Here is a 13,034-nt window from a genome sequence, read left to right as displayed (position 1 = left end):
TACAACGGAATAATTTTTGCACGAAAATAAGAGGATTTGTAGGCTTATACAAACTTTTTAGTAGTTTTGCAGTCTACTTATTAAATTCATTAATTATAAAAATGGGGTCGACTGGTTTTGACAGCGAGATTAATGAAACGGTAAGCACGTCGAGTAATGACATTGTACTCGTTAAACATTAAGTCAACTTTTTAAACGGCGAGAATAACTACGCTTTAGCTGCCTAATCTGAATTATAGTAGGATTAAGCCTCGGTACACAAGGTGTACAAGCTTTATGTCTCCGGAAAGCCTTGATTGACGGCGTTCCATTTTGAGGCATCGTAAATGTCAATATAGATCGCATAACGCTTTGGTATGCCTTCGAAACTAAAAAAAGATAAGTAATAGGTAGGTTGTCTCTAGCCAGCCTATTATCGAAAACCTAAGTAAAGAATAAACGTGTAGAAAGCCCTTTGATTACTTGTTTGGACGAGGGTTCGATTCCCTCCGACTCCACATTCAAAAACCGTAATTCACTCATAAACAGTGTTTTACGGTTTTTTCACTATTCTAGTCAACCATTAATCAATAAATAACACATTTATATATATTTTATCCTTACCAAATCCTAGCATTGAATTCTGTTTTCATAGTAGAGAGTTTATATTTTAGAAATTGATTATATTTACCTTAGGTAAGCATTGTTATTTACCTAACATATGAACAAAATAAAAGAGGGCTTTGAACATCCTTTTTTTTATTTTAATCTACTCATTAACTTTTAGAGTCACATTTTGTTCTTTCAACTGCCTTATTATAAGTTCTTTTTTGGGGATATCACTCCGATCTATATAGAAGTTAAATCACAACTCCACTCACTAAGAATGAATTGCCTATTAAAATGCTTGTAAAATTTTGAACATTAAAATATTAATCGTAATATTGCGATATAATAATAAAAGAAGAGTGGGATTAGCAAAAACTGAAATATTTACTGATCAACAAAATGAAATTTCTTTTTTTGCAAAAGCTTTTTCACATCCTGCAAGAGTTTCTATTTTACAATACTTGTTTAAAATTAACTCTTGCGCATACGGAGAGTTAGTAACCAAGATTGGGCTGGCTCAATCTACTATTTTACAACATTTAAAAGAATTGAAACATTTAGGATTAATTAAAGGAAGTGTGACTGGAACAAGTGTTTGTTATTGTATTAACAAAAAAAATTGGTTTGCAATGAAAACGGTTCTGTTTAAGTTTATGAACCAAGACCTCTCCCAAAAAGAAGATTGTTGTTAAAAAATTTAAATACATTATCTCAAATAAAACTCGCATTAAAAAAATTGGAAACGATCGCTTTTAAATTACCAAATGGGCAATTAGTACCAAATCATTTCCATGTTACCGAAATAGGTAAAATCACGAAACATTTTATTGATTGTGGCGGAACAGTACGTCACGAGGAAGTGATAAACTTTCAACTTTGGAATGCAAACGATTACGATCATAGGTTGCATCCCGAAAAATTAATGACTATTATCGCACTTTCAGAGAAAGTATTAAATAGCGAAGATTTAGAAATAGAAGTCGAGTATCAAGCAGATACCATTGGTAAATATGGACTTAACTTTGACGGAACAAACTTTCTTTTGACCAACAAACAAACCGATTGTTTAACAAAAAACCAATGTAGTATTCCTGCAGAAAAAACGAAACTACAATTAACCGCTCTAAATGATGCACTTTACTGTTCCCCAGATGGCAACTGTTGCTAAATAAACATTAAGCTTTAAAAACATGATAGAAACGCAATCTACATTATTCCAAGGAATAGAAAACTTAATCAAAACGCTAAAACCCGAAACAATTTCAAATGAACGAAAAGCTGTTTTACAACCGCTAATCGAATTTATTCAATCAAAAGTTTTAAACAATCAGGAGATTCGTATCAATTTTATTTGTACACACAATTCCCGAAGAAGTCATTTATCGCAAGTATGGGCGCAAACTATGGCTTACCATTTCAAGATCAAAAACGTGTTTTGTTACTCGGGAGGCACAGAAAACACAGCCCTTTTCCCTTTAGTTTCAGAAACGCTAAAAACTTCTGGATTTAAAGTTAAAACGCTTTCAAAAGGAAACAATCCCGTTTACAGCATTAAATATGCAGAAAACGAACATCCAATTATTGGGTTTTCTAAAAAACTGGATGATGATTTTAATCCAAAAAACAGATTTGCTGCAGTTATGACTTGTTCTCAAGCAGATGGCGGTTGCCCTTTTATTGTGGGTGCTGAAAAACGTATTCCAATAACTTTTGAAGACCCAAAAGCATTTGATAATACACCGCAACAAGCAGAAAAATATAATGAAAGAAGTCTGCAAATTGCAACCGAATTATTTTTCATTTTTTCACAAATTAATTCTTAAAAAATGCCAACAGAAAAATTAAGTTTTATTGACAAAAATCTAACGCTATGGATATTTGTCGCAATGGCTCTTGGGGTTAGTCTTGGTTACTTTATTCCAACATTTCCTAATATTATAAACTCATTCAATAATGGAACAACAAACATTCCTATTGCGATTGGGTTAATTTTAATGATGTATCCTCCTTTAGCAAAAGTTAATTATTCACTATTACCAAAAGTATTTAAAAACACAAAAATCCTTTCTATTTCGCTTATTCTAAATTGGATAATTGGCCCTGTTCTAATGTTTATTTTGGCAATTACGTTTTTATCCGAATATCCCGAATATATGGTTGGTCTCATTCTAATTGGATTGGCGCGTTGTATCGCAATGGTTTTAGTTTGGAATGACCTTGCGGAAGGGAGTAGTGAATATGGGGCTGGTTTAGTTGCTTTAAATAGTATTTTTCAAGTGTTCGCATATAGTTTTTATGCTTGGCTGTTTATAACAGTACTTCCCCCTTATTTCGGTTTTGAAGGTGCTATTGTGGATATTTCAATCGGTACAATTGCAGAAAGTGTGGCTATTTATTTAGGCATTCCTTTCGCAATGGGCATTTTTAGCAGATTAATTTTAGTAAAACTTAAAGGCGAGGCTTGGTATGTAAATAAATTTATTCCAACAATTTCACCAATAACCTTAATCGCACTTTTGTTTACTATCGTTATAATGTTTTCGTTAAAAGGAGAATTAATTGTAGAAATTCCAATGGACGTTCTTATTATTGCCGTTCCCTTACTTATCTATTTTGCACTAATGTTTATTGTAGGTTTTTTCTTTACCAAAGCAACAGGAGCACATTATGATAAAACAACAGCGGTTGCATTTACAGCAGCTGGAAATAATTTTGAATTAGCAATTGCTGTTGCCATTGCTGTTTTTGGATTAAATTCTGGACAAGCATTTGTAGGAGTTATTGGACCATTAGTAGAAGTTCCTGCTTTAATTTTGTTGGTTCGCGTTTCTTTTTGGTTAAAGAAAAAATATTATGTCTAAATAAAACTTCAACAAGGTTAGAAACTAACATAATGAAAACCACCATTACAAACATTTAAAACTTTAGATAAAACTAAATTCGTTAATTAAACGATTCTCTTATAACCTCCTAAAAGAGCAAAGTAAAATCCGTAAACCATGAAAAATATTTTAAATGAAAAGGATTATTTCGAAATAAAAAAAAGAATCCATGAGCTTTCTGAAACAAATACTCGACTCTGGGGTGAAATGGAAATACAGGAAATGCTTGTTCATTGTACAAGACAGTTAAAATTAGCTTTGGGTGAAATTTCATCTAATAAAGAAGGGGCTTCATTCCTACAATCTAAGTTAGGAAAATGGCTTTTATTCTCAACTATTCCTTGGCCAAAAGGCGCAAATACTCCCGCTAAAATGAACAAAAAAAAAGCCTCTTTTTCGCTTGTCGATTTTGAAACGGAAAAAAACGAATTACTCAATTACTTAGAAAAAGTAAGAACTCATAAGGCATTAAAAGCACATCCTTTTTTTGGAGAACTAAACAAGAAAGAATGGATGAGATTAATTTACAAACACCTTCACCATCATTTAAAACAATTTGGTAATTGATAATTCATTTTATAACAATAGTAATGACTTATCATTTAAATTATATTAATTTTTAATATTATCTTCTAATAAAAAGCGTTGCCTTATCACGTATATAAAAACGGCACTGCTCCCATTTATTGTTGCTAATTCCCCTAAATTTAGATCATAAACTCATTCCTATTGACTGTAAAAACCTAATAAGGTAAGTCTATCAAGGACTATTCGAAAAGGTTAAGAGGATTGTGAAAAAACAAGTAAAAATATAACCTTCCCAAAAAAAGGGAAGGCTACAATATTAACTAAATTATTTAATCACTTATTTGACTTACAAGCTTCTCTAAAACAGAAGCTTCAAAATTGATCCCACACTGTGCTAAATGACTTCTTACAGCCTTAGGAGAGTGGTCTCCTCCAATACGATGATCTTCTTTTTGAAACGTTCTTTTAATTTTAATATACCATTGGGTATTTTCATCCAATGCTGTACCAATACTACGAATTCTATAGGCTTTCCAATTATTATGAATTGTTTCGGAGCCATCAACTTGTAGATACTTTCCGTTAAACCCTTTAAATACGGCTATATTTAAGTCTTGAATATCAAAATAAAATATTTCATCTCTTCTAGCTGCAGTGATCCAATCTGAGGAAAAAGGAGCTTGTAGTTGCAAAAAAAACTGGTTATCATCTCTAGCACTGGCATACAACGTATTCGAAATACATGTGCCACTAGGAGGCGATAAAGAAATATGATTGTCATCAATTTTATTAAAAGTCCACAAAAACGTGCCTGTAGTGCCAGGATCTACATTTAAAGCAGAATATAACCATTTACATTGCGCACGAAGCTTCCCTAATCCGTTTAACGAAAAAATTTCAGCCTGCATAAAAGGTCCCGTGTCACTTGATTTTAGTAGCTCAATTAAACTATTATTATTAATTGTTGTCATTCATTTAATTTTAACTGTTATGCCAATAATTTTCTTGTCCAGCCACTTTAGAAGGAAAAGCTGCCGCCTCGGTTTTAATATTCTGCCAAGAAATAATCGCAGCATCAATTTCTAACGATTCTATAAATGGCATAGTAACATTTATATCTTTTGCTACCGTATTATTTAGATCGTCTATAATTGCCTTCCAAGTACCAGTTACCGCACCAGCAGCAGATTCAAGAGCATCAATACTAGCACCTATAGGCGCCCAAAAACTACCCAGCACATCTTTATTTAAAGCAATTTCATTATCTACAAGCTGATTGTCTGTTAAAAAAGCATTGAGTTCTATTGATAAGCCTGTACTCGTCGTTACTATTGGTTCAGTATCGACAACCAATTGGTTTAAAGATGCTTTCACTTGATTTTGAAGTGCTTCAGGAACAACATTGTCCTCTACTTTATTTACCGCCTCACTAATACGCATAAAATTTGTAATTGCAGTATCGGCATATGTAGAAATCACTTTAGACTCTGCAATTAAACCATTAAAAGTATTAGACTCCCATAGTTTACTGCTTTTTAACAACGCTGGATACGAAGGCAAATCAGATGAAATAATAGGCGCGATTGTTTCTACTGCTAATACAACGCCTACTCGCTGATTAATTGTCGTCCATTTACTAGTAGAAATTGTAAACAGACTTGTAACTGAATCATTTACTAATTTTGACACCCTCTGTTTTTTTAGTTAGTAAATTTTGAACGGCAGAGGTAGTCCCTATCGCCGAGCCAGCGAAATACATTGTAATCTTTGTCACTTTAGAAAAATCTACATTAGTATTATTTGTTTTTAAAGAAATTTTCCATTCAGAAAAAGGCGTTGGTCGAAAATAAGCATAAGCAACCTCATCATCTACTTCTCCATCAATTTGTACAATCCCGTATTTGCCGTTTTCAAAAGTCCAATCGGCATCTCTACTCTCTTCTGAAACTTTATATTCAAACGTTCGTATTAGTTCTTTTGAGTTGAATTGATAATCTAAGCCTTTATAATGATCTAAATAATTTCCTGTATTAGTAATAGTTATAAATACTGAAGAATTATTCCCTGTAAACGCTGTTCCTTCTATCCACACGCGCATATCATTCAATCGCACACGATCCAAACCTGCAAACTCTTGATTATCCAAAGGAAGTGTCCAGCTTGCTTCATTTGAGGTCTTTAACGATTCCAAAACATTCTCGTTGGTAATTTCAAACGTCATGTTTTTCATTTTCTGTGGTGGTGGATTAAACTCTTCTAAAGCACTCGCCTCGTCCATTGCAATTGCGGTAAGGTTTTGAATTCCCGAATTAAGATCATCAACAGAATCAATAATTTTAGGCTGAACAGTAGATTCTTTAAATGCCCAATAAAAATATGAGTCTTGATACGATTTTAACGCAGCAAACATAGCACTTTTACTATTAAGGTATTTCTGATAGAATGTTTGCATTAATTGTAATGATGTACTATCACCTTCTTTCAAGTCTTCAACAAGTTTTTTAAAGTTTTCTTGTTTCTCTTCTGCATAGTGCAATTGAAAAGTAAGTGCAGCAACAGCTTGGCTTGTTTTAATCACTGCCAACTGAGCTGCAGAAAGCGATTGTCCATAAACAACTAAGATATCCATAGCTTCTTTATAATCTTTAGCGTATTCAATATCTAAATTTATAGGGTCTTCCATTGCGTTGTCTGCCTGGATTTGAAAAATACGCCACCCATCGGCAGCACTCAAATCTGCTCCATCTGTAGTATCTTCCATTTTCTGAATAATATCCGTTTTGCTTTCAGCAGTACTAATATTATCTGCTACATCTTTAATAGCTTTGGCTAATTCATATACTTTTTGTAATCCCTCAACCAGCTTTTTTAGCGTCTTCATTGTTTCTGCCAAATCAGTAGCTAGTTTTGCTGTTTCTTCAGCTGTTGTTGCTGCTTTAGAAACGGCTTCTACCCCTTCAACAGCTCCTTCTGCTGCCGTTGGCGCAGCTGCTTCATCTCCAACCGCCATAAGCGCTATTGCACTTCCAAATGTAACAACAGCTTTTACAAGATCTAAAACACCTTCAATAATTACTTTTCTTTGATATGCGGGAATACCGATCTCTTTAAAGTCAATTGCAACCATATCAACAGCCCGCTGTTGTGTATCGAAATTATATTTCGCTTGTTTAGCAGCTGTTTCAGCATTATTATAGTTTTCATTAGCTTGATCTAAAAGTGCATTTACATAGTCTATCTCACTTTGAGAATTCTCTACCATCGTCTTCGCCATTGCAATATTTTCCTCTGTAAGCGCCTCTTGAGTGCTTAATGCAATATAATCACTTTCGTACTTCGATGCTTCTGCGGCAAATGCTGTTACTAATTCGGTATAAATACTTGACGTTAAATACGAAACAAACTTAGCCCCATTTTCTTTCGCGTTCAATTCTGAATTCAATAGTGTTGCCAAACTGGCACTTCTGTAAAATAATTCTTGTAGCTCGCTATTTTGAGCTGCCCAGCCTTTTACCCATATAAATATAGACACTGCCAAAGCTGCATTTTGATCGTATAATAACGCCCCGAAAATAAATAAATTATCGAGATATAACTTCATATCATCACGCAACTGTAGCGCAAAACCATTCTTTAAATCAATGGAAGACAATGTCGCCATCGATTCTGCCGCACTAACCATTAAACCTGGAAAAACATTTACTTGAGACACCTCGAATACTTGCGGTGTAACAGTAGAATTAAAAACGGCTTTTACTGAGAGACTTCCTGAAAATTCACTTCCAAACATAATTAATTTACTCATCGTATCTTCCTCGTAATTCAATACAATAGAAGCATTGCCTTTTACGATAATTTGACGTGCGTAAATAATTAACCCTTGCTTATCAATAACCCAGGTTGTGTTTTCTGGAATAATTAACACATCTGCAAAGATGGTTGTCATTTTTGGAGTGATACCTGATTTTAGAATTTCTTCCTTTATTTCTGATAGATCTTGAGCCATATCACGAAATACTGCGCTATTCTCATCTATTATCTGGCATGATGCATCTGGAACATTCCCTTTTTTTTCCAGATCAGCATAATAAGTAGCCCAGTCTACATCTTGTGTAGACTGAGGCATTGTTAAATTATCAATATTCATAAAGTTCTCTTTAGCTCGTTTTAGTCACATATGCATTTACTCTATACGCTTGTGCTTCCTCACCTACTGCTGTCCATGCTTCAATAGCCGAATCTACACCTAGATCCATAATAATAGGAAGTGCTTCTGCGATATTCGTTTCAATCAACTTAGAGATATTACTTAAATCATCGGATATTGCACTCCATACGCCTTGTATTTTTTGAATGATAGGCAAGGCTGCCGTAATCGACTGAATATTTCCTGATAGGCCTAGTTCTGCTGTATGTAAAGACATCATTAGATTTGCATCGGCTTCTTTTTCAGCATTTAAGGATTTAATTTTTGCTGTAGCGGCATGCGCTCTATCTAAAGCATCTGTCGCTTTTTTACCATAAACCCCTGCTACAACAGCCCCTGCTATTGTTCCAACAGGAAATATCCAAGCATAAGTTGGAGTTGTGGCTGCAACAATGACATCATGTTCATATTCTTTATTTGCTGCATCAAGAATAATTTGTTGCGCAGCAAGTTCTTTTGTTAACTCCTTTACCTCATCACTTGTATCCCCATATTTATCCTCATATTTCTTGTATAATCCTCCATTACCGTCTGTCCCTGCTAATACGGTTTTATCACTTTGAGTTTGCTCTGCAAAAGTTTGAATTTTGGCACTAACGGCTTCCGCTTTTCCGTGATAATCATCTGCACTTTTAATTAATACATCCAAAATTGCTTTTAACTTATCTTTTGTTTCCTCATCAGTAGGATCTGTTACTAATTTTTCTGCTAAAGGCAATATTGGGGCATAATATGTAGGTGCTTGTAATGCATAAGAAACAACATCAGAAGCCAATGAGACACTCGCAGGAAAAGTGTCTTCTTGCCATACAGTCACATGATCGTAAATATCTTTATATGCTGTTATAAGCGGTGTAAAAGGCGACATATCAGACGGAGCACCATCTCCCAAGAATGCTTTAAAATCAGCTTCAGTACGCGGCATAATATCGTTACTCTGGGCATTCAGCACATAGGTCTGAATGGCATACCATTCGGATGAGGAAAGTGCAAATGCTGGTCCTCCTGTTTCAGAAGGTGTTGCAATTGCTCCTGGTCCTATATCTGTAGTTTTTATATCTTCTTTCGTAGTTATATTTGACATTTCATTCTTATTATAAGTTCCCCTACTCTATTTAAACAGGCTTTTCGGATTCCGCCCTCATTAACAAAAACAGATAGTAGCTACTCAACCTTGTGTTTTATTGTATTGTAAATGTCTGATGAAACCCTAAATTTTACTAGCGTATAAATACTTATTTTTTGAAATAAGCATTTATACTTTTCTGTATTCTTCAACAATATTTAACATATTAAAAGTCAACAATTAACCTTTTAATTTCGATAAAAACACGAGCATTTAGTATTTAAATGAAAGCATAGACATGGTACTAAAAGCAATAAAAGAGGTCTAAATAACAAGTAATATTGTAGGACTTCCTTAACGAACTGTATAAATTTCTAATGCTATCAATTTTGTTGTTTTAATTCTAAAAAGACTTCATTCTATTAAACGCGTTTACAACTTTAAAACAATATTTATTTATAGTAGCGATAATGGAATTTGTGTACTAGAATTCGTTAATAGAAACACCTTAATCCCTCAAGTAGTTGCCTCTTTTTTATTGTAAGCTCGCAAAAAAGCGTAAGGAAATCATGTTATTGTAAAAAGGAATTAATAACTTAGTTAAGTTTACTAAACTTAATATTTATGGAAGAACTTAACTTAGCAACTCCTGCACTATTATTTTCGGCAATCTCATTAATCATGTTAGCTTATACTAATAGATTTTTAGCTTACGCGACTATAATACGAAGCTTACATGATAAGAATCAAAAAGAAAAAAACACTGTTTTAATAGCTCAAATAAAAAATATAAAACACCGGTTATATTTAACTAGGTCTATGCAAATTCTTGGCATTACTAGTTTATTACTTTGTGTACTTACAATGTTCTTAATATACATACAACAACAGACTATTGCCATTTGGGTATTTGGTATAGCTCTTATTGCATTAATATTATCATTAGCATTTTTAATTTGGGAAATTCAAATTTCAGTAAAAGCTTTAGAGCACCACATAAACGATATTGAGAAAGGGTAAACTCATTTGCCTCTAAAAAACTATTTACAGTTTTAATATTGAAAATACGACTCTTATCTCATAATAATCTAAACATGCTGAATAGCTATTATTGAAAGAATTCTAAATACCTTTAAGAAATAGGGAGCATTACATAGAAAACAAAATGATACCGTGAAGCAACGCCTCAAAATTATTACACCAATGTTATGTAATCTTTAGCTTGCTTTATAAAATAAAAACTAAACGCTTTCTAATCCCTACAACACACAAAACACACAAACAACTATTTTTCAGATAATTAAAAACTATCACTTAAAATTTTACGAAATTAATGTAACATATTTTATCTTTATACTACTTACTATAGTAACCTAACTATCAACATTGAATAAAGAATTAGAACATAATTTTGTAAAATTATTAGAGAAACATCAAAACATTATACATAAGGTTTGCCGGTTGTATACAAACAATTACGATGCTCATAATGATTTGTTTCAAGAAATTACGATACAGCTGTGGAAAGCGTTTCCGAAATTTCGAGGAGATTCAAAATTTAGTACCTGGATGTATCGTGTTGGTTTAAATACAGCTATTACTCTTTACCGAAAATCTAAACGAACGATTAATACTCAAGGATTTGACTCCGTTCAGTTTAAAATTTCTTCTGAAGATTATGATGACACCGAAGAAGAACAGCTAAAATTATTATACAAAGCTGTACACCAATTAAATGACATAGAAAAAGCGCTTATCTTCCTTTATTTGGAGGATAAAAACTATAAAGAAATAAGTGAAACAATGGGAATTAGTCCTGTAAATGCTCGTGTAAAAATGAACCGAGTAAAAACCAAACTAAGAACCATATTAAATCCGTAATCATATGGATGAATTAGAATTATTAAAAAAGCATTGGCAAAAGGATGGTGCTAAAGAGAGGCAATTAACCTCCAAGCAAATTTACCCTATGCTATTAAAAAAATCATCTTCTATTATAAAAACACTATTTTATATTAGTGTGGGAGAACTTTTGTTTTGGATTTTGATCAATGCATTACCCAAATTCATGTCAAAGTCTTACAATGAGAATCTAGAAACGCTATATGGAGACAGTCTTATCTTCCCCATTTTATCTTTTATAACCTATGGTATTACAGTAATATTTGTGTATTTGCTTTATAAATCTTATAAATCTATTTCGGTAACCGACAATGCAAAAATGCTTATCAAAAATATTTTAAAAACCCGAAGAGTTATTAAATACTATGTTATTTATAATCTTGTAATAGGATCTTTTTCTATGCTCTGTGGTTTTTACTATGCCTCCAAGAATGCTCAAAACCTCACCGCCGTATTAGAACCACTAAATAATGCTCAGCTATTAATTTTTTATATTATTATAATAGCCTTAACGGCTGCTTTTGTACTAATTATATGGTTGTTTTATAAATTACTCTATGGTATTTTATTAAAGCGTTTAAATAAAAATTATAAAGAATTACAAAAGCTAGAAGCATAATTCAAAAGAAAATGTTATTACTTTTTCTGTTGAAAATATCCTGTAACAATTACAGGTCTGGAAATAAACAAATAAATTACTATAGGTAAAACAAGTAGTCTTCATAAGTTTAGTCGGGTTATAACGCTAAATTAATGAGACCATAAGATCGCATCAGAATACATTCTAATTGTGAATTAAAACAAACATAAACGGCACAAAAAAAACTATCATATGAATATATAATAGTTTTTGATTTCTAATAAAACCTTAAATATTAATTAATTATTATTGAGTTCTTCAAGTTTTTTAACCTCATTAAAACTCATTAACAACATTTTGTTTTAGTCTTCCTAAAGAAGAAAGCAGCCAAGAACTTAAAATACTAATTGAAATAAAACAAAAGTGCTATTGAAGAAGCCTAGTCCAACCACTCTCTTTGTTTATTTAATTCCTCGCGAGCAGCTAATTCTTCTTTTGAAATTACTTTTAAAAATGAGGGATGTTGTTCTATCGCATATTCAATCTTCTCAACGATATCTGCAGTCGTTTCATTTTCATAATCAATTTCCAAAGGTTTCTTTATTTCGAACGTTTGATATACATTTTTCTTTTTAATTCGTAAGCCCTTTTTATCAAACGAACGTCTAAACCCATCAATTACAATAGGAACAACTATAGGCTTATAATGCTTTATTATATGAGCTGTTCCTTTGCGAATAGGCTTAAAAGGTGTGGTTGTTCCTTGCGGAAAAGTAATAACCCAGCCATCGTCCAAAGCTTTTCTTATATTAGAAATATCGCTCATTTTCACTTGTCTGTTAACATCTTGTCCTTTACTGCGCCATGTTCTTTCAATACTTATAGAACCTACATACGCCATAATTTTTGGTAAAATACCAGATCTCATCGTCTCTTTAGCAGCAATGTAATACATATTCAGTTTGGGTTGCCATAAGTAACCCACATTTTTAATAGAATCATTTCTACCACTTAAACTCGCATTAAAAACATGAAACATAGCTACTACATCTGCAAAATATGTTTGATGATTAGAAATAAACAACACATTAGTATCTGGTAATTCTTTTATAATCTCAGAACCTTCTATTTGCAATTCATTAAATCCTCGAAATCGTCTATGCGACAATCCTCCAAGAATTCTAATAAGCCATTTTTTAATAAAAAGGTTATGTCCAAAAGGATTTTTTGTAAACAATCCCATAAATTCAATATTGTATTTTAAGATACAAATGTAAAAAA

The 13,034-nt window shown here is 32.6% G+C and carries 13 protein-coding genes and 1 other RNA gene; 9 read left to right on the top strand and 5 right to left on the bottom strand.

All coding sequences use genetic code 11. From position 1 onward, the window contains the following. The first annotated feature begins 103 nt into the window (after positions 1–103). The 6 genes from ssrA to AC2D8I_RS05645 all read left to right on the top strand — a co-directional run bounded on the left by ssrA (position 104) and on the right by AC2D8I_RS05645 (position 4,037). Positions 104–500, top strand: a transfer-messenger RNA (tmRNA) gene (gene ssrA, locus AC2D8I_RS05670). A 447-nt stretch (positions 501–947) separates the two neighbouring features. After that, positions 948–1,280 carry an ArsR/SmtB family transcription factor gene (locus tag AC2D8I_RS05665; RefSeq protein WP_484705085.1) on the top strand — a complete coding sequence of 111 codons (333 nt, stop codon included), beginning with the start codon at positions 948–950 and terminating at the stop codon, positions 1,278–1,280. Further along, on the top strand, positions 1,274–1,756 hold the full coding sequence (locus AC2D8I_RS05660) for a DUF6428 family protein (RefSeq protein ID WP_484705020.1): 483 nt from the start codon (positions 1,274–1,276) through the stop codon (positions 1,754–1,756). Before AC2D8I_RS05665 ends, AC2D8I_RS05660 begins: the two co-directional genes overlap by 7 nt. A gap of 22 nt (positions 1,757–1,778) precedes the next feature. Next, positions 1,779–2,411 carry an arsenate-mycothiol transferase ArsC gene (locus AC2D8I_RS05655; RefSeq protein ID WP_484705019.1) on the top strand — a complete coding sequence of 211 codons (633 nt, stop codon included), beginning with the start codon at positions 1,779–1,781 and terminating at the stop codon, positions 2,409–2,411. A 3-nt stretch (positions 2,412–2,414) separates the two neighbouring features. Further along, positions 2,415–3,449: an ACR3 family arsenite efflux transporter gene (arsB, locus tag AC2D8I_RS05650; protein ID WP_484705018.1), complete on the top strand. Its 1,035-nt coding sequence runs from the start codon at positions 2,415–2,417 to the stop codon at positions 3,447–3,449. 138 nt (positions 3,450–3,587) lie between these two features. After that, positions 3,588–4,037, top strand: a complete 450-nt coding sequence (locus AC2D8I_RS05645) for a DUF1569 domain-containing protein (RefSeq protein WP_484705017.1) — start codon at positions 3,588–3,590, stop codon at positions 4,035–4,037. A gap of 290 nt (positions 4,038–4,327) precedes the next feature. On the opposite strand, the gene AC2D8I_RS05640 is transcribed toward AC2D8I_RS05645, so the two are convergent. From AC2D8I_RS05640 to AC2D8I_RS05625, 4 genes are read right to left on the bottom strand one after another with little or no spacing between them, the layout of a single operon-like run. Continuing rightward, complete coding sequence (locus AC2D8I_RS05640; protein ID WP_484705016.1) at positions 4,328–4,969, bottom strand: hypothetical protein; 642 nt, start codon at positions 4,967–4,969, stop codon at positions 4,328–4,330. Between the two features lie 10 nt (positions 4,970–4,979). Continuing rightward, positions 4,980–5,687: a hypothetical protein gene (locus AC2D8I_RS05635; RefSeq protein WP_484705015.1), complete on the bottom strand. Its 708-nt coding sequence runs from the start codon at positions 5,685–5,687 to the stop codon at positions 4,980–4,982. Beyond that, complete coding sequence (locus AC2D8I_RS05630; RefSeq protein WP_484705014.1) at positions 5,668–8,145, bottom strand: hypothetical protein; 2,478 nt, start codon at positions 8,143–8,145, stop codon at positions 5,668–5,670. Before AC2D8I_RS05630 ends, AC2D8I_RS05635 begins: the two co-directional genes overlap by 20 nt. A gap of 10 nt (positions 8,146–8,155) precedes the next feature. Continuing rightward, the gene (locus tag AC2D8I_RS05625) at positions 8,156–9,289 is read right to left on the bottom strand and encodes an alpha-xenorhabdolysin family binary toxin subunit A (RefSeq protein ID WP_484705013.1); all 1,134 of its coding nucleotides are present in this window, start codon (positions 9,287–9,289) and stop codon (positions 8,156–8,158) included. Positions 9,290–9,895: 606 nt separating this feature from the next. On the opposite strand from AC2D8I_RS05625, the gene AC2D8I_RS05620 reads away from it, so the two are divergent. From AC2D8I_RS05620 to AC2D8I_RS05610, 3 genes are all read left to right on the top strand, one after another. After that, on the top strand, positions 9,896–10,291 hold the full coding sequence (locus AC2D8I_RS05620; protein ID WP_484705012.1) for a DUF2721 domain-containing protein: 396 nt from the start codon (positions 9,896–9,898) through the stop codon (positions 10,289–10,291). 366 nt (positions 10,292–10,657) lie between these two features. After that, a complete protein-coding gene (locus AC2D8I_RS05615; protein ID WP_484705011.1) occupies positions 10,658–11,152 on the top strand; it encodes an RNA polymerase sigma factor in 495 nt (164 codons plus the stop codon). A gap of 4 nt (positions 11,153–11,156) precedes the next feature. Continuing rightward, positions 11,157–11,792 carry a hypothetical protein gene (locus AC2D8I_RS05610; protein WP_484705010.1) on the top strand — a complete coding sequence of 212 codons (636 nt, stop codon included), beginning with the start codon at positions 11,157–11,159 and terminating at the stop codon, positions 11,790–11,792. Between the two features lie 400 nt (positions 11,793–12,192). Here the strand turns inward: AC2D8I_RS05610 and AC2D8I_RS05605 are convergent, their stop codons facing one another. Then, positions 12,193–12,996, bottom strand: a complete 804-nt coding sequence (locus AC2D8I_RS05605) for a lysophospholipid acyltransferase family protein (protein WP_484705009.1) — start codon at positions 12,994–12,996, stop codon at positions 12,193–12,195. Positions 12,997–13,034 lie beyond the last annotated feature (38 nt).

Source organism: Lacinutrix sp. YIN62, assembly GCF_057219185.1.
Note: the sequence above shows the minus strand (reverse complement) of the source record. Positions and strands in the feature narration are given on the sequence as shown.

Bases quoted from the DNA above. Each gene is read 5' to 3' on its own strand.
- AC2D8I_RS05640 (WP_484705016.1), bottom strand. From the start codon at position 4,969: ATGACAACAATTAATAATAATAGTTTAATTGAGCTACTAAAATCAAGT.
- AC2D8I_RS05655 (WP_484705019.1), top strand. From the start codon at position 1,779: ATGATAGAAACGCAATCTACATTATTCCAAGGAATAGAAAACTTAATC.
- arsB (WP_484705018.1), top strand. From the start codon at position 2,415: ATGCCAACAGAAAAATTAAGTTTTATTGACAAAAATCTAACGCTATGG.
- AC2D8I_RS05630 (WP_484705014.1), bottom strand. From the start codon at position 8,145: ATGAATATTGATAATTTAACAATGCCTCAGTCTACACAAGATGTAGAC.
- AC2D8I_RS05620 (WP_484705012.1), top strand. From the start codon at position 9,896: ATGGAAGAACTTAACTTAGCAACTCCTGCACTATTATTTTCGGCAATC.
- AC2D8I_RS05605 (WP_484705009.1), bottom strand. From the start codon at position 12,996: ATGGGATTGTTTACAAAAAATCCTTTTGGACATAACCTTTTTATTAAA.
- AC2D8I_RS05610 (WP_484705010.1), top strand. From the start codon at position 11,157: ATGGATGAATTAGAATTATTAAAAAAGCATTGGCAAAAGGATGGTGCT.
- AC2D8I_RS05645 (WP_484705017.1), top strand. From the start codon at position 3,588: ATGAAAAATATTTTAAATGAAAAGGATTATTTCGAAATAAAAAAAAGA.
- AC2D8I_RS05625 (WP_484705013.1), bottom strand. From the start codon at position 9,289: ATGTCAAATATAACTACGAAAGAAGATATAAAAACTACAGATATAGGA.